The organism is Kordiimonas marina (genome assembly GCF_023006325.1).
In the GTDB taxonomy this organism is placed as follows: Bacteria; Pseudomonadota; Alphaproteobacteria; order Sphingomonadales; family Kordiimonadaceae; genus Kordiimonas; species Kordiimonas marina.
Map to the genome: position 1 here is coordinate 511,553 of NZ_JAINDF010000001.1, position 19,826 is coordinate 531,378.

24 protein-coding genes are annotated in these 19,826 nt (G+C 60.6%); 12 read left to right on the forward strand and 12 right to left on the reverse strand.

All coding sequences use genetic code 11. The features are described from left to right. The first annotated feature begins 53 nt into the window (after window positions 1-53). The 5 genes from K6118_RS02280 to K6118_RS02300 all read left to right on the forward strand — a co-directional run bounded on the left by K6118_RS02280 (window position 54) and on the right by K6118_RS02300 (window position 4,665). Window positions 54-506, forward strand: coding sequence for a MarR family winged helix-turn-helix transcriptional regulator (locus K6118_RS02280; protein WP_247118591.1), 453 nt, complete (start codon window positions 54-56; stop codon window positions 504-506). Continuing rightward, window positions 503-1,534 carry an HlyD family secretion protein gene (locus K6118_RS02285; protein ID WP_247118592.1) on the forward strand — a complete coding sequence of 344 codons (1,032 nt, stop codon included), beginning with the start codon at window positions 503-505 and terminating at the stop codon, window positions 1,532-1,534. The genes K6118_RS02280 and K6118_RS02285 overlap by 4 nt, the downstream gene beginning before the upstream one ends. After that, entirely contained in the window at window positions 1,531-3,105 is a 1,575-nt protein-coding gene (locus K6118_RS02290; RefSeq protein WP_247118593.1) for a DHA2 family efflux MFS transporter permease subunit, read from the forward strand. Before K6118_RS02285 ends, K6118_RS02290 begins: the two co-directional genes overlap by 4 nt. Window positions 3,106-3,297: 192 nt before the next feature. Then, window positions 3,298-3,951 (forward strand): fructose-6-phosphate aldolase, encoded by a 654-nt coding sequence (gene fsa, locus K6118_RS02295; RefSeq protein WP_247118594.1) that lies wholly within the window; start codon window positions 3,298-3,300, stop codon window positions 3,949-3,951. A 108-nt stretch (window positions 3,952-4,059) separates the two neighbouring features. Beyond that, entirely contained in the window at window positions 4,060-4,665 is a 606-nt protein-coding gene (locus K6118_RS02300; protein ID WP_247118595.1) for a class I SAM-dependent methyltransferase, read from the forward strand. 45 nt (window positions 4,666-4,710) lie between these two features. Here the strand turns inward: K6118_RS02300 and K6118_RS02305 are convergent, their stop codons facing one another. Further along, window positions 4,711-5,790 carry a 5-(carboxyamino)imidazole ribonucleotide synthase gene (locus K6118_RS02305; RefSeq protein WP_247118596.1) on the reverse strand — a complete coding sequence of 360 codons (1,080 nt, stop codon included), beginning with the start codon at window positions 5,788-5,790 and terminating at the stop codon, window positions 4,711-4,713. A 12-nt stretch (window positions 5,791-5,802) separates the two neighbouring features. After that, window positions 5,803-6,300 carry a 5-(carboxyamino)imidazole ribonucleotide mutase gene (gene purE / locus K6118_RS02310; RefSeq protein ID WP_343269884.1) on the reverse strand — a complete coding sequence of 166 codons (498 nt, stop codon included), beginning with the start codon at window positions 6,298-6,300 and terminating at the stop codon, window positions 5,803-5,805. 294 nt (window positions 6,301-6,594) lie between these two features. Here purE and K6118_RS02315 point away from each other — a divergent pair, with 294 nt between their 5' ends. Further along, window positions 6,595-7,296, forward strand: a complete 702-nt coding sequence (locus tag K6118_RS02315; RefSeq protein WP_247118598.1) for a GGDEF domain-containing protein — start codon at window positions 6,595-6,597, stop codon at window positions 7,294-7,296. Window positions 7,297-7,322: 26 nt separating this feature from the next. On the opposite strand, the gene K6118_RS02320 is transcribed toward K6118_RS02315, so the two are convergent. Next, complete coding sequence (locus tag K6118_RS02320) at window positions 7,323-7,520, reverse strand: YdcH family protein (protein ID WP_247118599.1); 198 nt, start codon at window positions 7,518-7,520, stop codon at window positions 7,323-7,325. 79 nt (window positions 7,521-7,599) lie between these two features. On the opposite strand from K6118_RS02320, the gene K6118_RS02325 reads away from it, so the two are divergent. Beyond that, window positions 7,600-8,028: a TIGR02444 family protein gene (locus tag K6118_RS02325; protein ID WP_247118600.1), complete on the forward strand. Its 429-nt coding sequence runs from the start codon at window positions 7,600-7,602 to the stop codon at window positions 8,026-8,028. Here K6118_RS02325 and K6118_RS02330 read toward each other — a convergent pair whose 3' ends face one another. After that, window positions 8,029-8,604, reverse strand: a complete 576-nt coding sequence (locus K6118_RS02330; RefSeq protein ID WP_247118601.1) for a UbiX family flavin prenyltransferase — start codon at window positions 8,602-8,604, stop codon at window positions 8,029-8,031. 157 nt (window positions 8,605-8,761) lie between these two features. Here K6118_RS02330 and K6118_RS02335 point away from each other — a divergent pair, with 157 nt between their 5' ends. Beyond that, a complete protein-coding gene (locus tag K6118_RS02335) occupies window positions 8,762-8,932 on the forward strand; it encodes a DUF465 domain-containing protein (RefSeq protein WP_247118602.1) in 171 nt (56 codons plus the stop codon). Between the two features lie 85 nt (window positions 8,933-9,017). Here the strand turns inward: K6118_RS02335 and K6118_RS02340 are convergent, their stop codons facing one another. Next, window positions 9,018-9,641 (reverse strand): DUF1013 domain-containing protein, encoded by a 624-nt coding sequence (locus tag K6118_RS02340; RefSeq protein ID WP_247118603.1) that lies wholly within the window; start codon window positions 9,639-9,641, stop codon window positions 9,018-9,020. A 177-nt stretch (window positions 9,642-9,818) separates the two neighbouring features. After that, window positions 9,819-10,820, reverse strand: a complete 1,002-nt coding sequence (locus K6118_RS02345; RefSeq protein WP_247118604.1) for an NAD(P)H-quinone oxidoreductase — start codon at window positions 10,818-10,820, stop codon at window positions 9,819-9,821. 120 nt (window positions 10,821-10,940) lie between these two features. Between K6118_RS02345 and K6118_RS02350 the strand changes: the two genes are divergently transcribed. Continuing rightward, complete coding sequence (locus K6118_RS02350) at window positions 10,941-11,138, forward strand: DUF1192 family protein (RefSeq protein WP_247118605.1); 198 nt, start codon at window positions 10,941-10,943, stop codon at window positions 11,136-11,138. Between the two features lie 149 nt (window positions 11,139-11,287). Here the strand turns inward: K6118_RS02350 and K6118_RS02355 are convergent, their stop codons facing one another. Both K6118_RS02355 and rpmE read right to left on the reverse strand, forming a co-directional pair. Continuing rightward, window positions 11,288-11,746 carry an Hsp20 family protein gene (locus K6118_RS02355; protein WP_247118606.1) on the reverse strand — a complete coding sequence of 153 codons (459 nt, stop codon included), beginning with the start codon at window positions 11,744-11,746 and terminating at the stop codon, window positions 11,288-11,290. Between the two features lie 193 nt (window positions 11,747-11,939). Beyond that, window positions 11,940-12,164: a 50S ribosomal protein L31 gene (gene rpmE, locus K6118_RS02360; RefSeq protein ID WP_247118607.1), complete on the reverse strand. Its 225-nt coding sequence runs from the start codon at window positions 12,162-12,164 to the stop codon at window positions 11,940-11,942. 207 nt (window positions 12,165-12,371) lie between these two features. Here rpmE and K6118_RS02365 point away from each other — a divergent pair, with 207 nt between their 5' ends. Together K6118_RS02365 and K6118_RS02370 are read left to right on the forward strand one after the other, a co-directional pair. Beyond that, the gene (locus K6118_RS02365) at window positions 12,372-14,159 is read left to right on the forward strand and encodes an ABC transporter transmembrane domain-containing protein (protein ID WP_247118608.1); all 1,788 of its coding nucleotides are present in this window, start codon (window positions 12,372-12,374) and stop codon (window positions 14,157-14,159) included. A 15-nt stretch (window positions 14,160-14,174) separates the two neighbouring features. Then, the gene (locus K6118_RS02370; RefSeq protein WP_247118609.1) at window positions 14,175-14,576 is read left to right on the forward strand and encodes a hypothetical protein; all 402 of its coding nucleotides are present in this window, start codon (window positions 14,175-14,177) and stop codon (window positions 14,574-14,576) included. Window positions 14,577-14,708: 132 nt separating this feature from the next. Here K6118_RS02370 and K6118_RS02375 read toward each other — a convergent pair whose 3' ends face one another. Genes K6118_RS02375 through K6118_RS02385 form a run of 3 tightly spaced genes read right to left on the reverse strand, consistent with a single transcriptional unit; the run spans window position 14,709 to window position 17,469 of the window. Then, window positions 14,709-15,101: a hypothetical protein gene (locus tag K6118_RS02375; RefSeq protein WP_247118610.1), complete on the reverse strand. Its 393-nt coding sequence runs from the start codon at window positions 15,099-15,101 to the stop codon at window positions 14,709-14,711. Next, window positions 15,101-16,195 (reverse strand): peptidoglycan -binding protein, encoded by a 1,095-nt coding sequence (locus K6118_RS02380; RefSeq protein ID WP_247118611.1) that lies wholly within the window; start codon window positions 16,193-16,195, stop codon window positions 15,101-15,103. The genes K6118_RS02375 and K6118_RS02380 overlap by 1 nt, the downstream gene beginning before the upstream one ends. Then, entirely contained in the window at window positions 16,192-17,469 is a 1,278-nt protein-coding gene (locus K6118_RS02385) for a hypothetical protein (protein WP_247118612.1), read from the reverse strand. Before K6118_RS02385 ends, K6118_RS02380 begins: the two co-directional genes overlap by 4 nt. 439 nt (window positions 17,470-17,908) lie before the next feature. Here K6118_RS02385 and K6118_RS02390 point away from each other — a divergent pair, with 439 nt between their 5' ends. Then, window positions 17,909-18,949, forward strand: coding sequence for a zinc-dependent alcohol dehydrogenase family protein (locus K6118_RS02390; RefSeq protein ID WP_247118613.1), 1,041 nt, complete (start codon window positions 17,909-17,911; stop codon window positions 18,947-18,949). A gap of 14 nt (window positions 18,950-18,963) precedes the next feature. Here the strand turns inward: K6118_RS02390 and K6118_RS02395 are convergent, their stop codons facing one another. Then, entirely contained in the window at window positions 18,964-19,665 is a 702-nt protein-coding gene (locus K6118_RS02395) for a class I SAM-dependent methyltransferase (RefSeq protein WP_247118614.1), read from the reverse strand. Window positions 19,666-19,826: the final 161 nt, after the last annotated feature.

The following is a 19,826-nucleotide window of genomic DNA, read 5'->3' on the forward strand; positions in this document are numbered from 1 at the left end:
TTAGCTTATGATATCTCTTGCTTATCATTTTATGAGGGCGTAAGAGCAACCCCATGAACGAGAAACAGGAAGTCCACAGGTCGTTCGTCTTCCAGGTCAGCGACATTGTCCGCCTTGTGCGGCAGAATTTTTCGCAGGAAGACGGCGTCGACATCACCCGGTCCCAGGCCCGGGTGCTCATCTCCGTATGGCGAAACCCGGGCATCAGCCAGCAGGCGCTGGCGGGGCGGCTCGAAATCGCCACCATGTCGGTGTGTCGGCTTGTCGATGCCCTTGAAGGCAAAGGCATGCTGGAACGCCGCACGGATGACGCCGACCGCAGGGTGCGGCGCCTGTTTGTCACAGAGAAAACGGAACCTTTCATCGAGAAGGTATTGGCGCGGATCGAAGCCATCTCCGATGACTTCCTCGCGCCCCTCTCCACCGGTGAAAGACAAACGCTCGAAAACCTGCTCGGTCGTATCCTGAGCCACGCAAGCAGCAAACGCACGGGGACAGATCAATGAAACGCCTGCTTCTTTATGTCAGCGTTCCGGCGCTTATCATCATTGGGGTCATCACCGTCTTCCTGCATGGCGGCCGTCTTGTCAGCACTGACAATGCCTATGTACGCACCGGCATCGTGACCGGGGCCGCCCGGTCATCGGGCGAAATTGTCGGCGTCTTCGTGAAGCGGAACCAGCATATCAAGGCGGGGGAGCTGATCGCACAGCTGGATGACACCGAAGCCAAAACCAAGCTTCTGGAAGCCAAGGCCGGCCTTGCCACCGCGCGCCATATTGTCGCCGCCATCAAGGTCAACTACCGCAAGAGCGTGGCCGCGGTGAACAAGGCCAAGGAAAAGCTGGCCTATGAAAAGCTCGAACTCCACCGCGCCCAAGAGCTGGTCAAAAACCACAATGTCTCCGAATCGACGCTGGATGAACACAGCCACCTGGTGGAGGAAGCCAAGCACGACATTGATGTGCTGCAGCAAGCCGCCGACATGGCACTGACCCAGCTGGACGGCAACCCCGACCTGCCTGCCGACCGCCACCCGATGGTGCTGAAAGCCCTTGCCACACTGGAAACCGCCAAGGTCATGTTGGAACACCGGCAGGTGCGGGCGCTGACCGCGGGCACCATCACCCATATCGACCTTCATCCCGGTGAATATGTCACCGTCGGCGCGCCCATCTTCGGCATGACGGTGGACAGCGACCTGCGCGTCGAGGCCAACCTCAAGGAAACCGACCTCACCTATGTCCGCGTCGGCCAGAAGGTCGATGTCTATGTCGACGCCCTGCCCGGCCAGGTCTTCAAGGCGACCGTAACGTCGATCGACCCGGCAACCGGGGCTGAGTTCGCGGTCCTGCCGGCGCAGAACGCCACCGGCAACTGGGTGAAGATTACCCAGCGGGTGCCGGTTCAAATTCACTTCACCAAGGGGCAGGATGTCAGCCGTCTGCGCTCAGGCCTCAGCGTCGAGGTGGATATAGACACCCACCACAAACGCACGGTCAAAGACCTTGAAGAACTGATCCACTTCAAATGAGCGACGCTGCCGAACAGCAACAGGCTCCAGCGCCCGAAGACTCCCCGGATGACATTGCCATCCATCGGGGCGGCCTTGTCCTCTGCCTGATGCTGGCGGTTTCGCTCCACACCATCGACGCCACCATCGTCAATGTCTCGCTGCCGCACATGCAGGGCACGCTGCAGGCGACGTTCGATCAGATCACCTGGATCGTGACCACCTATATCATGGCCGCCGTGGTGCTGACCCCTCTTGTGGGCTGGGCCGCCAGCCGCTTCGGCGTCAAGAAACTGCTGACGCTGGCGATCATCCTCTTCACCCTCTCCTCGGTGATGTGCGGGCTGTCGATGACGCTGGAAACCATGCTGGCCGCGCGGCTGCTGCAGGGGGCGTCCGGCGCGCCCTTGATCCCGCTCGCGATCGCCACGCTCAACCGGCTGTCCTCCGGCCCCGCGGAACGCGCGCGGCTAATGGCGATCTTCGGCCTCGGCATCATGGCCGGGCCCGTGCTCGGCCCATCGCTGGGCGGCTACATCACCGAGATATCCACCTGGCGCTGGATCTTTTTCATCAATGTCCCCGTGGGGACGCTGGCGGTTGTCGGCATCACGCTGACCATGAAAGCGGGCAAACGCATCCCCGGGCACAAGCTCAACATCTTCGGCTTCCTGAGCCTCGCGGTCGCCATCGCCTGCCTCCAGCTCGTGCTCGACCAGGGCGAATCGGAAGACTGGTTCGAAAGCGGCGAGATCATCGCCTATGCCCTCACCTGCGTCGGCGCCTTCTGGATCTTCCTGATCAACAGCATGACCAGCGCACGCCCCTTCCTGCCTGGCGCTTTGTTTCGGGACCGTAACTTTCTTATCGGCATGACGCTGATCCTGATTGCGGCCGGCGGCATGACCGCCTCCGTCGTGCTGCAGCCGCCGATGATGCAGCAGATCATGCGCTACCCCGTCCTCAACACCGGCTTCCTGTTGATCCCGCGCGGGGTGGGCATGATGGCCGGCATGATGCTGACCCCACGGCTGATCCACCGGTTCGACCCGCGCATCCTGCTTGGCTTGGGCGGCGCGCTCATGGTCGCGGGGATTTCGCCCTTCATCTTCCTGACTGCGGACACACCGGCCCTGGCCCTGGCGATCCCGCCCATCTTCCATGGCTTCGGGATCGGCATCACCTTCGTAATGGCCTCCACCATCGCCTATGCGACCATCCCCAGCGAGCTGCAGGTGGTGGCCTCGTCGGTCTATTCGCTGGTGCGCGGCATCGGGCAATCCATTTCGATTTCGGTGGTTGTGGCCTTCGTGACCCGCATGACCCAGATCAACCATGCCGAGCTCGCGGCCCGCATCACGCCGTTCAGAAGCTTCATCGCACCCGGCTCCCCGTTCGCGGACCCGGTCCTGTCCACCAAGAAGCTGGCGCTCGCCAATATGGTGGTGGCACGTGAAGGCGCGATGATCGCCTATAACGACGGCTATGTGCTGCTGGCCTGTATGGCGATGGCCGCGTTCCTCACCGCCTTCCTCGTCAAACCCAAGGTCGGCGGGCTCGGTGGCAAACAGGACGTTCCCCACGACGCCTGAGACAGAACGCCTGAGACAGGGCGGCGGGCGCATGATGCTTGCTTTTCAGGCCGATCTTTATTAGGCAGGCGCGGAAATCCGTATTAAAGTGCCGCCATGCGCCCCTTGAGGGCATCAAACGCATTCGGCACAGACACGAACGGCCGCCATAGACGCCATACGGCCCAAGGCGCCCCAAGGAGCCCAAGACCCATGAAGTTCTTCCTCGACACCGCCAACATCGATGAAATCCGTGAAGCCAACGCCACGGGCCTTCTGGACGGTGTGACCACCAACCCGTCGCTGATCAAGAAAGCCGGCCGTGAATTCTTCGAAGTCATCGCCGAGATCGCCAAGGAAGTGGACGGCCCGGTTTCCGCCGAGACGGTGGCCCACGACCATGAGACCATGCTGAAGGAAGGCCTCAAGTGCGCCAAGATCGCCGACAACATCGCCGTCAAGGTACCGCTGACGATCGAAGGCCTCAAAACCTGTAAGGCCCTGCGCGCCGAAGGCATCATGGTGAACGTAACGCTTTGCTTCAGCGCCAACCAGGCGCTTCTGGCTGCGAAGGCCGGCGCAAGCTTCATCTCGCCGTTCGTCGGCCGTCATGACGATGTCGGCTTCAACGGCATGGAGCTGATCGAAGACATCCGCACCATCTATGACAACTATGCCTTCGACACCGAAATCCTGGTTGCCAGCGTCCGCCACCCCACGCACGTGCTCGAATCGGCCCGCATCGGCGCCGATGTCGCCACCTTCCCGATCGACGTGATGAAGAAGCTGTTCAACCACCCGCTGACCGCGAACGGCCTTGCCGCCTTCGACAAGGACTGGGCGGCCACCGGCTTCTCGATCCTCTAAGGACCTCAAGATAAGGGCGCCGGATACCAACCGGCGCCCTTTTTGCCTCTTATGCCCCACGCTCTTGAAACACTCAGAACCCACACTCCCTGGCCGGACACCGAAGGTGTGCGAGCGTGGGACTATACGCTCGGCGGCGGCGGGCGGGAGCTGGTCGATGAGATCATCCTCACCGGCAAGCCCAAGGTCATGCTGGAGATCGGCTGCTTCCTGTGTGCGTCCGCCAAACGCTGGCTGAGCCTGGACCCAGACCTGACGGTCGTCGGTATCGACCCATGGGACGATGGGCTGATTGAGCAGTGCAAGCGCTATGTCGGCCGCCCGGGCCTGACCCGCGCCTACCCGGACATGGAAACGCAGGAACAGTTCGCGCGCGACATTGAAACCCAGGGCCCGTTCCTGACAGCGCTTGCGAACCTCAAGGGTTTCGAGGACCGCTTCATTCCGGTCCGCGCCTATTCACCCGACGTCCTGCCTGCGCTCAAGGACGCGGGGCTGGAGCCCGAGCTCATCTATATCGATGCGACCAAAAAGGCTGATGACCTGGAAGTCAGCCACGCGCTATGGCCAAATGCCCGCATCACCGGGGACGACTGGCACTGGGCCCGCACCAAGGGCTACCCCATGCGCAGGACCGTGAATGATTTCGCGGACAAACACGGCTTCACCGTCACCGCCGACCACGCCACGTGGGTGTTAACCCCGGCAAAATAAAAGGCGGGTCCCTGCCCGCCTTTTTACTCGGTATCTAATACTGCCTCAGTCCTCGTCGGCGTTGACCCAGGTCACGTGGCCCATCTTGCGGCCCGGGCGCGGGTCCTGCTTGCCATAATGATGATAATGCGCCTTGGGGTCCGCGAGATATTTGTCGAACTCGAGGATTTCCTTGCCCAGCAGGTTTTTCATATGAACACGGCCGCGGGCATCGGTGGGGCCGAGCGGCAGGTCGCAGATGGCACGGATATGCTGCTCGAACTGGCTGGTTTCAGCGCCTTCGATGGTCCAGTGGCCGGAGTTGTGAACTCGCGGGGCGATTTCGTTGACGATAATCTCGCCCGCGCCGTCGTTGACGAACATCTCTACCCCCATCACCCCGACATATTCGAGCGAATTGGCGATACGGGTTGCCATGACCTTGGCCTTGGCCTCCACCATGTCGTTGATCTGCGCCGGAACGTCGGTGGTATCCAGAACATGGTTGCTGTGGACATTTTCCCCGACAGGGAAAGCCGCGACATCGCCGGAGGCCGAGCGCGCGACAACGACGCTGATTTCACGGTCGAAATTCACGAAGCCTTCAAGGATTGCAGGCGCACCGCCCGTGACATCGAGAACCTTGTCGATATCCGCCCGGTTCTTGATCATGACCTGGCCCTTGCCGTCATAGCCGAAGCGCCGGGTTTTGGCGACGGCCGGGCGGCCGATTTTCTTGATCGCTTCCTGGAGTTCCGCCTCGCTTTCAAACGCGACGTAAGGGGCGGTCTTGACACCACTTTCAGTCAGGAAGTCTTTTTCATGAAGCCTGTCCTGCGAAACCTGGAGCGCCCGGGCACCCGGCCGCAGGAGCGTTTCACGGCTGACAATCTCGGCGGTCAGCGCCGGGACGTTTTCAAACTCATACGTCGCCACATCGACCGACTGCGCGAAAGCTGTCAGCGCTTTTTCGTCGCTATAGTCGGCGATGGTCACATCATGGGCGACCTGGAAAGCCGGGCTGCGCTCGTCCGGGCAGAAAATATGGCAGCGGTAGCCGAGGTTGGCTGCCGCCAGCGCCAGCATACGGCCAAGCTGGCCCCCGCCCATGATACCGATGGTGCTGCCTGGGTTGATACGGGTCATGATAAGAGATCCTTACGCTTCGTCGACCGGAACATCGGCGACACTGGCGGTCTGTTCTTCGCGCCAGGCATCGAGCCTGTCCGCGAGCGCGTCATCCATGAGGGCAAGCACTTCGGCTGCCAGAAGCCCGGCATTCTTGGCGCCGGCCTTGCCGATCGCCAGCGTGCCCACCGGCACACCGCCCGGCATCTGAACGATGGAAAGCAGGCTGTCTTTCCCGGAAAGCATGCTGGACTGGACAGGCACCCCGAAAACCGGCAGCGGCGTCATGGACGCGGCCATACCCGGAAGGTGCGCCGCGCCGCCTGCGCCTGCAATGATGACCTTGAGCCCCCGCCCCTTGGCGGATTTGGCATAGTCGTAAAGCCGGTCCGGCGTCCTGTGGGCCGAAACGATCTTTGCTTCATAAGCGACACCGAGGGTGTCCAAAATGTCTGCCGCGAGCTTCATCGTCGGCCAGTCGGATTGACTGCCCATGATGATGCCAACAAGAGGAGCGGAACTTTTCATGGAATGGGCCATCCTTTTCCGTCATAAAATCCGGCAAAGCTGGCGTCTCTTTACCGGCGGAGCGCGCATTATAGGCACGCGCATTCTGAATGCAAGGTTGCGATAAACGCATAAAATGCTTACCAGCCTTGCATGACGATTCGGAAAGACGTCATAATGGCTTAGATGTAGCGCGCTGGAAGGGTGACAGGCGAAAGCATGAAAGTAGGCGGTAGTAGAGGGTCTATCAGGCCCGGGTCATCTGGAGGCTCCAGCCGAACAGGCGGTGCCGGTGGTGTTTCCGGCGTAAGTGGCGTGAGCGGTGCCTCAGGTGTCAGCGGTGCCGGTGGTGCGACTGAAGCCTCCGCCCCACGTGCGATCGACGATGTCGTCCAGATCCAGGCGATTCCCCCTGAAGAGATGACCCCGCGGGTCCAACAGGCGATCATGTCCTTGATGGCCGAGGTGGACAATCTGCGGAAAGAGCTGGACCGCACGCACAGGCGCCTGCGGGAACTTGAAGATGTCGCCGATACGGATGCGCTGTTGCCCGTGCCGAACCGCCGCGCTTTCGTGCGGGAGTTGAACCGCATGATTTCCTTCGCCCAGCGCTACGGCACGCCGTCCACCCTCATGTTCATCGACCTGAATGACATGAAGCAGATCAACGACAAATATGGCCACGAAACGGGTGACAAGGCGCTTCTGCATGTCGCCCAGCTTCTGACTGAAAATGTCCGCTCGACCGACGTTGTCGGCCGCCTGGGCGGGGATGAGTTCGGGGTCATTCTGGCCCAAGCCGATGAAGAAGTCGGCCAGATGAAAGCCGATACGCTCACCAAGCTCATCGCCGAGCATCCATTCCACACGCCGGGTGGTGATGAGATCAGGATGAGCCTGGCATACGGCACCTATACCTTCCGGCAGGGCGACCAGCCCGATGAAGCGCTCGACCGGGCCGATAAGGCCATGTATGCGCACAAGAAAGACCTGAAGGGCGACCAGGAACCCCGGTAACTGAAGACGGCCTTGAAAGGGGACGTCTAGGCGATAATGTCGGGGATCAACAGGTTCTGGAGTTTTTCGATCTGGTCCTTGAGCGCCAGCTTGCGCTTCTTGAGCCGCTGAACCTGCAACAGGTCAAACGTGCCCGCCCGCAGGAGCGCGGTAATCGCGTCATCCAGATCCCTGTGTTCTTGGGTAACCGCCGACAGTTGTTCCCTGATGGCGTCCTCGTCCATACATAAACCCCGTACCGAACTTTAAAACGGACCCCGCTTATATCATGCGGCAGCAACTAAAAGAAGTAGGGCAAACGCCATGACGTCCTTATTTGAAACCGTGTGGACATTTGCGCTGGATATCTACGAAAAGCCCGGGGTTGAGAAGGCTTTTCTCGAGGCCCAGGATGCTTATGGCGCCGATGTGACCCTCATGCTCGTGCTGTTGTGGCTCGACCGCACGGGACAAAGGCCGGATGACCAAGCCTGGCGCGCCCTCCTGGCCACGTCAGCCACATGGCAGGCGGAAACCCTGCGCCCCTTGAGGACACGACGCCGTGCCGCCAAGGGCACGCCCGGCTATGATGCCTTGAAGCAGGAAGAGCTGGCCGCCGAACGGCACGCGATGACGGCCTTGGTGGATAGCCTCAGGGGGAATTTATCAGCAGGCAATGCCGCCCTCCTCCGCCGCTACGGTGCTGAAACCGGCATTCCCGAGGCCCTGATGGAGCGCCTTGAAAACGCCTGATCAGGCACCGCCCCAGCGGTTGAGGCCCTCAACTTCCAACCCGAACAGGTCGAGCGCGCGGCCCACCGTGTAGGTGACCATATCCTCCAGGCTTTCGGGGCGGGCATAAAAGGCCGGGACTGGCGGCGCGATGATCGCCCCCATTTCAGAGAGCTGGGTCATCGTACGCAAATGCCCGGTGTGGAGTGGTGTTTCACGGACCATCAGCACAAGCGGACGGCGTTCCTTGAGCATGACATCCGCCGCGCGGCTGACGAGCGAACTGGTCACCCCGGTGGCGATTTCCGACATGGTCCTGACCGAACAGGGCGCGATCAGCATCCCCATGGTGTGGAAGCTGCCACTTGAAATGGCGGCCCCGATATCCTTCGAGGGATAGACCACATCGGCGAGGCCCGTGACCGCGCGGACCGTGGTGTCGGTCTCCTCCACGATCGTGCGTTCCCCAGCTTTCGAGAGCACCAGATGGCTTTCGACATCAAGCGTCTTCAGGAGCTCAAGCGCCCGGATGCCGTATGTCACACCGCTCGCGCCTGTGATCGCCACGACCAGCCGCTTTTTCCGAGTCTCTGCCATTGTCCCTCAGGCTCCATTTTTGGGGCAAAACCGCCGTTTTTGCTAAGTCCCCGAAGATACAGGCTTAGTCCTCCACTGCAAATCTTTTCCGTGACAAAACGATGACAGAATGATGAAATGGAGGTCTTCCACACACTTAAAAAAAGGAGTGACGGGTATGAATATAAACTCTCATGTTGAGAACCTGAATGCCAAACATGCTGAGATTGAAGACATCATCTCCCGGGAAGAATTAAGGCCGTGTCCGGATACCATACGCCTCATGCAGCTTAAGAAGAAAAAGCTGATGCTGAAGGAAGAATTATCCCGCTTCTCGTTCCAACATTGAGAGACGGACAACCCAAAAAAAGAGCGCGAGGAAATCCCTCGCGCTTTTTTTGTGTCTGCCGTCCTCCGGCGAAACCGGATGGAGGTTACTCCCCCGTCGTTTCCTCCGGTGCGGGTGCCACGGCCACACCGTCTTCAGCTGCGGCTTCACCTGCGTCAGCGGCCTCTTCGGTTTTCGGCGCCAACTTTTCCTTGCGGGCCGCAGCAATACGCACGGCCTCATCAAGTTCAAGCTGCTTGCAGAGACCAAGACCAACCGGGTCCTGCGGCTTGATGTTGGAAATATTCCAGTGGCTGCGCTGGCGGATCGCCTGGATCGTCGGCTTGGTGGTGCCGACAAGGCGGCTGATCTGCAGGTCCGAAAGTTCCGGGTGGTTGCGCACGAGCCAGGCGATAGCATCCGGCTTGTCCTGGCGCTTGGACACCGGCGTATAACGCGGGCCCTTGGTGCGCGGCAGCGCCTTCACATCGTCTTCCAGCAGCACCAGACGGCCCTTCGGGTCAGCCTGGCAGCGCTCGATGTCTTCCTCGGTGAGCTGGCCGTTTGCGGTCGGGTCCTGACCAACGATATGCATACCGACGGTGCCGTCGGCAATGCCCTGGACCTCAAGCTCATGCAAGTCGCAGAACTCGGCAATCTGCTTAAAGGTCAGCGACGTATTGTCTACGAGCCACACGGCAGTGGCCATCGGCATAAGAGGTTGTGTCATCCCGTAATCCCTACGTTCATAAATGGAAATTCCTCTCCGTTCAGGAAAGCCTCCGGCTAACCTGCCCCCTTATTCAACGCCTTGTTTCCTGAAGAGGGGGGAGAGAAGTTCCTCCCATCTCTTCTTTAGCAGGTCGCAAGAGGGCTGTCACCGCGAATCATCGTCTTTCCGGCAAGATTATTGCGCTTTTTCCGCCGCTTTATCGAGCGTCAGCATGATCTTGCCCATATGGGTGCTGGCTTCCATCATCTGATGGGCCTGGGCGGCCGCCTCAAGCGGGAAGGTCGCATGAATGATCGGCTTCACCGTGCCCTTCTCAAACAGCGGCCAGACATGGGTATGCAGGCTTTTCGCCACGGCGCCCTTGAAGCCATTGTCCCGCGCCCTGAGCGTGCTGCCCGTCATCGTCAGCCGCTTCACCATCACCGGCAGCATATTGATGCTGACCTGCGGGCCCCGCAGAAAGGCGATGGAGACATGGCGGGCATCGGGCGCCATACACTCGATATTGCGCGGGATATAATCCCCGCCGACCATATCGAGCACCACATTGACGCCCTGGCCGTCGGTAACCGCCTTCACCCGCTCGACATAGTCTTCCTCACGGTAGTTGACCACCGTATCGGCGCCCAGCTCCCGGCAAAAAGCAGCCTTCTCAGCGTTGCCAACCGTGGTGATAACCGTGGCACCAAAGGCCTTGGCGAGCTGGATCGCGGTCGAGCCGATGCCCGACGAGCCACCATGGACGAGGAGCGTCTCCCCGGCCTTCAGCCCCGCGCGGTCAAACAGGTTGGACCAGACGGTAAAATAGGTTTCCGGGATCGCCGCCGCTTCGGTGAAGCTGAAGCCCTGAGGCACAGGCAATACACAGCCCTCATTGGCAACGCAAAACTCGGCATAGCCGCCACCGGGGACAAGCGAACACACGCGGTCCCCCGCCTTGAAAGCCGTCACCGTATTGCCAACCGCGACAACCTCACCTGCGATCTCCAGCCCTGGGATATCCGATGCCCCCGGGGGCGGCGGATAAAGCCCCATCCGCTGGATCACATCCGGGCGGTTAACCCCTGCGGCCATCACACGGATCAGGACCTCGTCAGGGCCAGGCGCAGGCTTGTCTCGCTCGGTCGGCGCCAGGACTTCCGGGCCGCCGGGCTTGGTAATTTCTATCGCTTTCACGTGGGTGTCCTCCGTATCACTTACTGTCAAAGTGGGGCTGCACCCCCTTCGTGACAAGGGCAAAAATCTTCGGCATAGTGCCCTGCAGACGTAGAAATGCCTTCAGGACAAGGAGCTGGAATGATGGATTTTGACGACCTGCCAGTCCGCAAGGACATCCCCCTGACTGCGGTCGAGAAAGAAGACCTGTCCACCATCAGCGCCGATGAACTTCAGGACCGCATCGAACGCCTGAAGGCCGAGATCGAGCGCACCGAACGCGAAATTGCCGCCAAGAAGGCCAGCAAGGACGCCGCGGCCGCTTTTTTCAAAGGCTGAATTAGCGCTGATTTTTGGCAAAAAAGCGTGAGGGCCGAGGTGGGGATTATCCCTATAGCCCTCACGTTCAAGTCACGACAGCGAGGTGTGTCGGAGGAGAAAAACGCTCCCCCGGGACCCGAAAGCCCCGGAGGGGTAGCCGGCGCTGTTTAAGCAGCGTCAGCCTCAATGGTTTTTACGCCAGCAGCCTCAGACCGGATTTCAATCTGACGCGGCTTCTTGTGATCCGGGATCACGCGCTTGAGGGCGACCTCGAGAAGGCCGTTTTCAAAGCCGGCGTCACCAACCTGGATGGTCTCAGCAAGCTCGAAGCGGCGCTCGAAAGCGCGTTTGGCGATACCGCGGTGCAGGAAGCGGCGTTCACCGTCATCTTCCTTGGCGCGGCCGGAAATCAGCAGCGTGCCGTCTTCGACGACAACACTCAGTTCCTCAGGGGCAAAACCGGCCACCGCCATGGTAATGCGGTAATCGTCTTCGCTCAGCTTCTCAATATTGTAGGGCGGATAGCTCGCGCTCGCATCGGTATTCAGGGCCGAATCAAGCAGCCGGTTCAAATGATCGAATCCGACGGTGCTGCGCATAAGGGGCGAAAGGTCAAATGTTCTCATAATAATGTCCTCCTAGTGAAGCGACGTATCTCAGACCGGCCACCATGGCCCGGCCTATTACTCATGCCGATCCCGCCTCGCGGCAACCGACAGAACTTATGTGGGGAGGAGATATTTCGCTTGCAAGAGGCCAAAAAGAAAAAGGCGCCCGAAACCGGACGCCTTTTCCAAAATTCGATTATGCGGGAAGCACTTACTTCTTGATCGACAGGCTTCCGAAGCGCTTGTTGAAGCGGGCCACACGGCCACCTTCCATAACTTGGCGCGCGCCACCGGTCCAGGCCGGGTGCGATTTCGGGTCGATCTCAAGGGTCAGCGTGTCGCCTTCCGAGCCCCAGGTCGAGCAGGTCTCAAAAGTCGTCCCGTCAGTCATTACCACTTTGATGGTGTGGTAGTCGGGATGAATATCTTGTTTCATGGTCTTAAATCTCCGAAAACGAGGCGTCCGTATAGGGGAAGTTTGGCGGGAATGCAAGGCTGATTCTGCGCTTTTTTGGTCCCGCGCCCGATAATTTTACCCGACATTTCCCGGCGCCCACGGCAAAAAGCCGAAATCCTTCATTGGAATAGCCCGCCCAAGTGCTTATATCTGCCTCCAAGAACATGTCAGGGAGAGACAAGAACAATGAGCGACAGCACGGCCGTCAAGGCGGAACATGAAGCCCCGAAAGGCAAGCTCGCCAACCTGAAGACCCTCTGGTCCTTCATCCGCCCCTACAAGGGCACGCTGGTCGCCGCCGCCATCGCTCTCCTGATCGCCGCAGGCGCCGTTCTCATCGTCCCGACCGCGCTCGGCGATATTGTCGACAAGGGCTTCTCCGCTGACAATGCCCAGAAGGTCAACGACTATTTCCTCTATTTCATCGGTATTGTAGTGGTGATGGCGCTGGCCACCGCCTTCCGATTCTATTTCGTCACCTGGCTCGGTGAACGCGTGGTCGCCGACATCCGCAAGGCGGTGTATGAGCGGCTGATCACCCTGTCGCCCGAGTTTTTTGAGGAAAACCGCCCGGGTGAGATCGTCTCCCGCCTGACCGCGGACACCACGCTGGTACAGACCATTGTCGGCTCCTCCATGTCTGTTTGGGTCCGGAACCTGTTGATCGCGTTTGCCGGCACCATCTGGCTTTTCATCATGTCGCCGAAGCTGATGAGCTATATCCTCATCGTCATGCCGGTCCTTTTGGCGCTGATCGTCTTTGTCGGCCGCCGCGTGCGCAAGCTTTCGCGCACCAGCCAGGACAAGGTGGCGGACGTGGGCGCGCGCGCAAACGAATCGCTCGGCGCGCTCAATATCGTGCAGGCCTTCACGCAGGAAAAGGCCGAGGCCAAGCGCTTCGGGGACCATGTCGACGGCGCCTTCCAGGCCGCCAAACGCCGCATTCAGGTGCGCGCGGGGCTAACCGCCGCGATGATCTTCCTGATCTTCGGTGCCATCGCGCTCATCCTGTTCGAAGGCGCGCAGGACGTCATCTCCGGCCATATGTCCGGCGGCGACATGCTCGACTTCATCATGCGGGCCGTGTTCGTGGCCGGGGCCTTCGGCGCCCTGTCCGAAGTCTATAGCGACCTCCAGCGCGCCGCCGGTGCTGCCGGGCGTCTGGCTGAGCTTCTTGCGGCTGAGGCCACCATCAAAGCGCCCGCGAACCCGGTTAAACTGCCGGAGCCGGTCAAAGGCGAAATCCAGTTCGATAATGTCAGCTTCGCGTACCCGAGCAAGAAGGACCACCCGGCCCTCAATGGCTTCTCGCTGACCGTGAAGCCCGGGGAGACGGTCGCGCTAGTCGGCCCCTCGGGCGCAGGCAAGTCGACCGTGCTGCAGCTTCTCTTGCGCTTCTACGACCCACAGGCGGGCCGTGTGACCATCGACGGCGTCGATATCGCCAAAACCGCGCCGACCGACTTCCGCCGCCACCTGTCGCTGGTGCCGCAGGAGACGATCATCTTCGCCGACACGATTGCGGAGAATATCCGCTATGGCCGCCTGGACGCTTCGGACGAGGACGTGAAGGCCGCGGCCCAGGCCGCCGCCGCGCGCGACTTCATCGAAAACTCGCCGGAAGGCTATGACACCTATCTGGGCGAACGCGGCACGCGCCTCAGTGGCGGCCAGCGCCAGCGCATCGCCATTGCCCGCGCGATCCTGCGTGACGCGCCGATCCTGCTGCTCGACGAAGCCACCAGTGCGCTGGATGCCGAATCGGAACTGAAGGTTCAGGAAGCGCTGGAGCACCTGATGCAGGGCCGCACCACGCTGGTGATCGCCCACCGTCTCGCCACCGTCAAAAAGGCTGACCGCATCATCGTGCTCGACGGCGGCCGCATCGTCGCCGAAGGCACCCACGAGGAACTCAGCAAACAGGATGGCCTCTATAAGCGGCTGGCAGATTTGCAGTTCGGGGAAACGGCGTAAGGGCCAAGGCGCACCATGAAAGAAAGTCTCGATAGCCTCGGTCTCTCCCGTTTGCATGATGCCGAATTGATTTCTATTTTGCATGTGGATCACCACGAGGTCGCCATCACTTTTGAAACTGTCGCTAAGCAGCGAGTCAAATTGGAGCTATCCGGGCTTGTTGATCTCTATATTCGCGACTTGCGGCAGCAAAATGTTGTGATGGACGTTTCGGTTCAAAATGTAGATGAAGCATCAATTGAGGCCATAGTGGCAGAGCTAGACCACGCTAGTAACGGTCAGGCACCATCTATAAATACCACTCAACTCAAACACCTCGCTAGTATCGGAAACTTGAAATTTGTCTGCTTGGAGCCGAGCACTGGGTGCATAGTCTATGCGCTATGTACCAAGATTGAGCTGACCGCCTGCAGCTAAAAAATTCTCGCGCTGATTATCGGATTAACACAGTGTCACTCCGGGACTTGATCCCGGAGTCCATGCCAGCCACCGCCTGAGCACCCACCAGCACCGTATGGATAGCGGGATCAAGTCCCGCTATGACAAAGGTTACCGACACACCCCATTGGTCACACTGGTTTCCAGGATCAGGTCGACCTGCGCCGGGTCATCCACGCCCATGACGTGAAGGTCCGAGGGGAAGTCCTCGCTCTGCCTCATATAAAGGTTGGTGCCGTTCGTCGCCGCATAGGGATGCTCCCGCACCATCGCGAGCGGCTGCCTGATGTGGGGCGCGTTGCCGGCATAGACCCGATACACGCGCCCACCGATGGTCAACCGCAGGATCATGAAGTCTTCCATATTGGTCTCGACCTCCGCCGCCTGCACATGATGGACACACACATCCACCAGCGGAATGTCCTTGTAAGGTGCATCGGCAGAAGATGCCACCGTGGCAGCGGAGGCCATCAACGCTATCGCCGGAATGCCCATCGCTGCCATCACCGCTGCGTCAGGCGCATTTCGATGCGGCGGTTGCGGCTGTAGGCGAAGACGTTATCGCCGGGGTCGATGGGCTGGTATTCGCCGAAGCCGGTGGCGGCGAGCCGTTCGGGCGGCACGCCGACCGAGATCAGGAACTGCACCACGGCGATGGCGCGCGCGGACGACAGCTCCCAGTTGTTGGCGAACTGGGCGTTGGAGATGGGCCGCTTGTCGGTGTGGCCATCGACACGCAGAATCCAGTGCAGGTCTTTCGGGATCTCGTGCGAAATGTCGATCAGCGTGGCGGCGAACTTACGCAGCTCCGCCTTGCCCTCGGGCCCGAGGTCGGCGCTCCCGGATGAGAACAGCAGTTCGGACGAGAAGACAAAACGGTCGCCTTCCACCCGGATTTCCGGCCGGTTGGACAGCACCTGCTTCAAGCGCCCGAAAAATTCCGAGCGGTAGCCCGCCAGTTCTTCCACCTTGCTGGCAAGCGCGCGGTTGAGCCTCCGGCCCATATCGACGATGACAGCCTGGTTGCGCTTGTCCCGCTCCTCACTGGCCTCAAGGGCAGATTCCAGCCGCCCGAGCTGTTCCCGGAGCGCGGTGATGTTTTTCTGCAGAAGCGCCACCTGTTCCTGCGCACGGGCCGATATGGTGCGTTCCTGTTCCAGCGCCTTCGAGCTGTCACCATACTTGGCGGTGAGGTCCTTGGCCTGGGCCTCGAGCGCATCGCGCGCGGCGGTGATGTCCTTCAGCTTGCTTTCGGCGTCTGTCAGCTGGCTTTTGGTGGTGTCGAGCGCGGCGCCCAATTTGTCCCGGTCTTTGTTGGCGGCGGTCAGCGAGGCGGAAAGCTCGCTCATGCTATCGCGGAGGGACTCGTTGGACTGGCGCTCCAGCTTCAACAGGTTGCCAAGCTGCGCCACCTGCCCACGGAGCTCCGCCAGCGCCTGGTCACGCCCGGACAGGGCCTGGCCGAGGAAGAATTGCGCCAGCACGAACATGGAAAGCAGAAAGATGATGACAAGCAGAAGCGTCGACAGCGCGTCAACGAAGCCGGGCCAGCTATTGTCATGGGCCCCGCCGCCAATGCGTCTGCGCGCACCGATCATTCGGCATCATCCTCGGTTTTATTATCGCTGGTAGCGCCTTCGTCCTTGCGGCGGCTGTATGTATCGCCGATGGAAACCGACGGACCCACGGGACGTTCAGGCGCCGGAGCCACGTTACGGCCTGCCGTATCGAACCCCGCCGCGATGGTGCGGGAGACCAGCTTAAGCTCGGTCCGCAGCTCATCCGCCAAATGGCCGGAGGTGCGGATCTGCTCCTCGATCAGGCGTTTGATGCCGACATCGAGGTTGCGGATATGCTGTTTGGTGGTGTCATCGAGAACCGGCGGAACCTCCTTGGGTTCATGCGCCGCCATCTGGCCCGCCGCCAGCTTTTCAATCGCGACTGCGAGCGCCTTGCTCGTCTCCTCGGTGCGCTTGGCCTGGTCGGCCTGCACGGTCATGCGGTCGGACAGGGCTGAAAGCGATTCGGCGATCGCACCCATGGCGGCCTGCGCCTCGGCGCGGCTTTCCTCCCCATGCTTGATGGTGCGTTCCAGCTTCTCGATACCGTCGGCGGTCTGTTCCATCAGCGCGGTCATATAGGCGCTGGGGCTTGAGACACCTTCGGACATTTCGCCGCGTGACAGGTGAGTGACGGACGCGAGCCAGTCCTCCACCGCGTTATAGAAACGGGTCTGTGCCTGGCTGGCCTGCAGGTCGAGGAAACCGAGCGTCAGGCTACCGGCGAGGCCGAAAAGCGAGCTTGAAAACGCCGTACCCATGCCGGAAAGCGGTGCTTCAAGCCCGGCCTTAAGCTCATCGAACATCAGCGCCATGTCGCCCCCGCCCGAAACACTGAGGCCCTTGATGGTGCCGCCGATGGCACTGATGGTGCCCAGAAGGCCCCAGAAGGTGCCGAGAAGGCCGAGGAAGATGAGCAGGCTGGTGAAATAGCGGCTGATCTCGCGGCTTTCTTCGAGGCGGGAGGCGATGCCGTCCAGCACAGAGCGCATCGACAGCGTGGAGAGGCGCATACTGCCCTCCGCCTGCGCGGACAGGAGCGAGGCCGCAGGCGCCATCAGCTTGGGCGAGACGGAGCTTGCCGCCGCCTCCTGACGCTTGAACGCCTTGATCCATTCGATTTCGGGCTTGAGGTCGAACACCCGGCGGTAGGCGAACAGCATCCCGATCAGCAGCGTGCCGATAATCACGCCGTTAAGTGCGGGGTTGGCCATGAAGGAGTGGGCGACCTCATTTCTCAGGAGCACCGCGATAAGCACCACGACCACCATAAATAGGGTCATGCGTGTGATGAATTTCTTCGGGCTTTGCATCAGCCTGCCTCTCCCCAATAGCACTGACCGGAACGCTCGTCCCGGCATCGGGGCGGTCCGTTATCGCCCCTTTGTTCGTTACACCCTAGTTTAAGGGCATAATTGTGGCTTGCAATGGCTACATTCAGGGAAAAAGGCTGGGGGTATCATTATTTAGACGAAATGAGGGGCCGTGAGGCTGAAGGTGCAGCGGAAGGGCGCGCCTGCTGTGTCCAGGATCGCCAGAACCTTTCGGACATTTGGGAAAATAGGGAGGCCGTTTAAATGACCTTCGCTGCTGCCAGGGAAGCCCTTTCCACTGCCCCTTCACTGTGGACTCCCCGCGCGTGTATTCGCAACACCCAAGCCTGCATAACCCCCATTCAAAAATGTTGATGAGGAATCGCCAGACCGGCTTATGGTACAGAAAAGCCGTTCGTGTATGAGGAGACAAGCCACCATGAAAGCCGTCCTGTATGAGGCCTTCTCAAAGCCACCGCACCTGACGACCGTGCCGGACCCAACGCCGGAACCGCACGGCGTCGTGGTGCAGGTTATGGCGACAGGCGTCTGCCGGAGCGACTGGCACGGCTGGAAGGGCCATGACCCGGACATCACCCTGCCCCACGTGCCGGGCCATGAACTGGCGGGCACCGTTGCCGCGGTCGGCCGCGATGTGACGTGCTGGCGGGTGGGTGACCGGGTGACCATGCCGTTCGTCGCGGGCTGCGGCCACTGCCCGCAGTGCCACGCCGGACACCAGCAGGTCTGCGACCATCAGTTCCAGCCGGGCTTTACCCATTGGGGGTCGTTCGCGGAATATGTGTCCCTGCATCAAGCTGACCTCAACCTCGTCCGCCTGCCGGACAGCATGGATTTCACCACGGCCGCCAGCCTGGGCTGCCGGTTCGTCACCTCCTTCCGGGCGGTGGTCGACCAGGGTCGCGCCAAGGCGGGCGAATGGGTGGCGGTGCACGGCGCAGGCGGCGTCGGTCTGTCGGCCATCATGATCGCCCAGGCGCAAGGCGCCCAGGTTGTGGCGGTGGATATTTCCGAGGAGAAGCTCGCGCTCGCGCGCACGCTGGGGGCCCTCGTCACCGTCAATGCGGCGGAGACAGACGATGTCCCGGCGGCGATCCGCGCAGCCACGCACGGCGGTGCGCATCTGTCCATCGACGCGCTCGGCCACCCGGCCACCTGCTACAACTCCGTCAGCTGCCTGCGGAAACGCGGGCGCCACGTACAGGTCGGCCTGATGGTGGATGACTATAAGGATGCCAAGATACCGATGAGCCGGGTGTTGGCCGACGAGCTGGAAATTCTGGGCAGCCACGGGATGCAGGCGCACCGCTACGATGCCATGCTGGCGATGATCGAGGCGGGCTCCTTGAAGCCCGAACGCCTGATCGGCCGCACCATCAGCCTCGAACAGGCAGCCGAAGCGCTTACCACCATGGATACGGCCACGGACCCCGGCGTCACCGTCATCACCGAATTCTGAGCTATCAGCCGAGCTTACTCGGCGCCAAAAATATCCCTGGCGACCTGCTGGCGTATGCCTTCAAGCGGCATACGGTTCTGGTGCGCCGGGTTCAGGAAGATGGCTTCATACGGCGCCCGGCCGACATTCACCAGGGTCTGGTCGGCAACCGCCTTGCGGGGTTTGCGCCAGGCAACCAGTTGGCCATGGTTGTTTTCGACAATTGAATAGCTCAGCCCCTGCACGAAGGTCTCGACAAACTGCACGACACGGTAAACATCACCCATCCAGCCTCCGCTGCTGTGCGGCTCAGACGCCTTCCTGACCTTCTTCCACCGGGGGATGGATTTGAGCGAGGCCGCATAGGACGACGGCCGGACATCGTCGACGATGATGATGGAGCGTTCATGGGTACAGAGAAGCGCGTTGACCAGGTCGCGGGTGGTTTGTTCCGCCGTATGCAGGCCGTCAATATAGACCACGTCGAAAATATCGCCGGGCTTGCGGATACTACCGAAATACTCATCGCTCGGGACCTGATGATAGATCTCATTGGCATGTTCCGCAGCTGCGGCCTCGTAATCGAACTCGAACACCGGGTCGACCGCCACCTTGCGGGCTGCTGAGATTTCACGGAAGGTCAGGCCTTTGAAAACACCAATTTCCAAATAATTTGGTGCCTCAAAAAAATCCAGGAACGCCTGAACGACCTCATGCCGTTCGACCAGATTCTCCATATTTCCTCCTAGAACCATGCTGCGGGCAGGAAGAGTCCCCACCCGAACGTCATCAGGCGGGATCCTGCCCAAATGCACCCTTTATGGCAAGCGCCGACATGGACATGCTCCAAAACAAAAGGCCACCCGAACCAGGTGGCCTTTTGAAATCTGGACGAAGC

Coding starts and splice junctions, on each gene's coding strand:
- K6118_RS02395 (WP_247118614.1), bottom strand. CDS start 19,665: ATGGAGAATCTGGTCGAACGGCATGAGGTCGTTCAGGCGTTCCTGGAT.
- K6118_RS02335 (WP_247118602.1), top strand. CDS start 8,762: ATGAATATAAACTCTCATGTTGAGAACCTGAATGCCAAACATGCTGAG.
- K6118_RS02305 (WP_247118596.1), bottom strand. CDS start 5,790: ATGACCCGTATCAACCCAGGCAGCACCATCGGTATCATGGGCGGGGGC.
- K6118_RS02290 (WP_247118593.1), top strand. CDS start 1,531: ATGAGCGACGCTGCCGAACAGCAACAGGCTCCAGCGCCCGAAGACTCC.
- K6118_RS02280 (WP_247118591.1), top strand. CDS start 54: ATGAACGAGAAACAGGAAGTCCACAGGTCGTTCGTCTTCCAGGTCAGC.
- K6118_RS02390 (WP_247118613.1), top strand. CDS start 17,909: ATGAAAGCCGTCCTGTATGAGGCCTTCTCAAAGCCACCGCACCTGACG.
- K6118_RS02375 (WP_247118610.1), bottom strand. CDS start 15,101: ATGGCAGCGATGGGCATTCCGGCGATAGCGTTGATGGCCTCCGCTGCC.
- K6118_RS02380 (WP_247118611.1), bottom strand. CDS start 16,195: ATGATCGGTGCGCGCAGACGCATTGGCGGCGGGGCCCATGACAATAGC.
- K6118_RS02340 (WP_247118603.1), bottom strand. CDS start 9,641: ATGACACAACCTCTTATGCCGATGGCCACTGCCGTGTGGCTCGTAGAC.
- rpmE (WP_247118607.1), bottom strand. CDS start 12,164: ATGAAACAAGATATTCATCCCGACTACCACACCATCAAAGTGGTAATG.
- purE (WP_343269884.1), bottom strand. CDS start 6,300: ATGAAAAGTTCCGCTCCTCTTGTTGGCATCATCATGGGCAGTCAATCC.
- K6118_RS02365 (WP_247118608.1), top strand. CDS start 12,372: ATGAGCGACAGCACGGCCGTCAAGGCGGAACATGAAGCCCCGAAAGGC.
- K6118_RS02385 (WP_247118612.1), bottom strand. CDS start 17,469: ATGCAAAGCCCGAAGAAATTCATCACACGCATGACCCTATTTATGGTG.
- K6118_RS02285 (WP_247118592.1), top strand. CDS start 503: ATGAAACGCCTGCTTCTTTATGTCAGCGTTCCGGCGCTTATCATCATT.
- K6118_RS02330 (WP_247118601.1), bottom strand. CDS start 8,604: ATGGCAGAGACTCGGAAAAAGCGGCTGGTCGTGGCGATCACAGGCGCG.
- K6118_RS02325 (WP_247118600.1), top strand. CDS start 7,600: ATGACGTCCTTATTTGAAACCGTGTGGACATTTGCGCTGGATATCTAC.
- K6118_RS02350 (WP_247118605.1), top strand. CDS start 10,941: ATGATGGATTTTGACGACCTGCCAGTCCGCAAGGACATCCCCCTGACT.
- K6118_RS02370 (WP_247118609.1), top strand. CDS start 14,175: ATGAAAGAAAGTCTCGATAGCCTCGGTCTCTCCCGTTTGCATGATGCC.
- K6118_RS02320 (WP_247118599.1), bottom strand. CDS start 7,520: ATGGACGAGGACGCCATCAGGGAACAACTGTCGGCGGTTACCCAAGAA.
- fsa (WP_247118594.1), top strand. CDS start 3,298: ATGAAGTTCTTCCTCGACACCGCCAACATCGATGAAATCCGTGAAGCC.
- K6118_RS02355 (WP_247118606.1), bottom strand. CDS start 11,746: ATGAGAACATTTGACCTTTCGCCCCTTATGCGCAGCACCGTCGGATTC.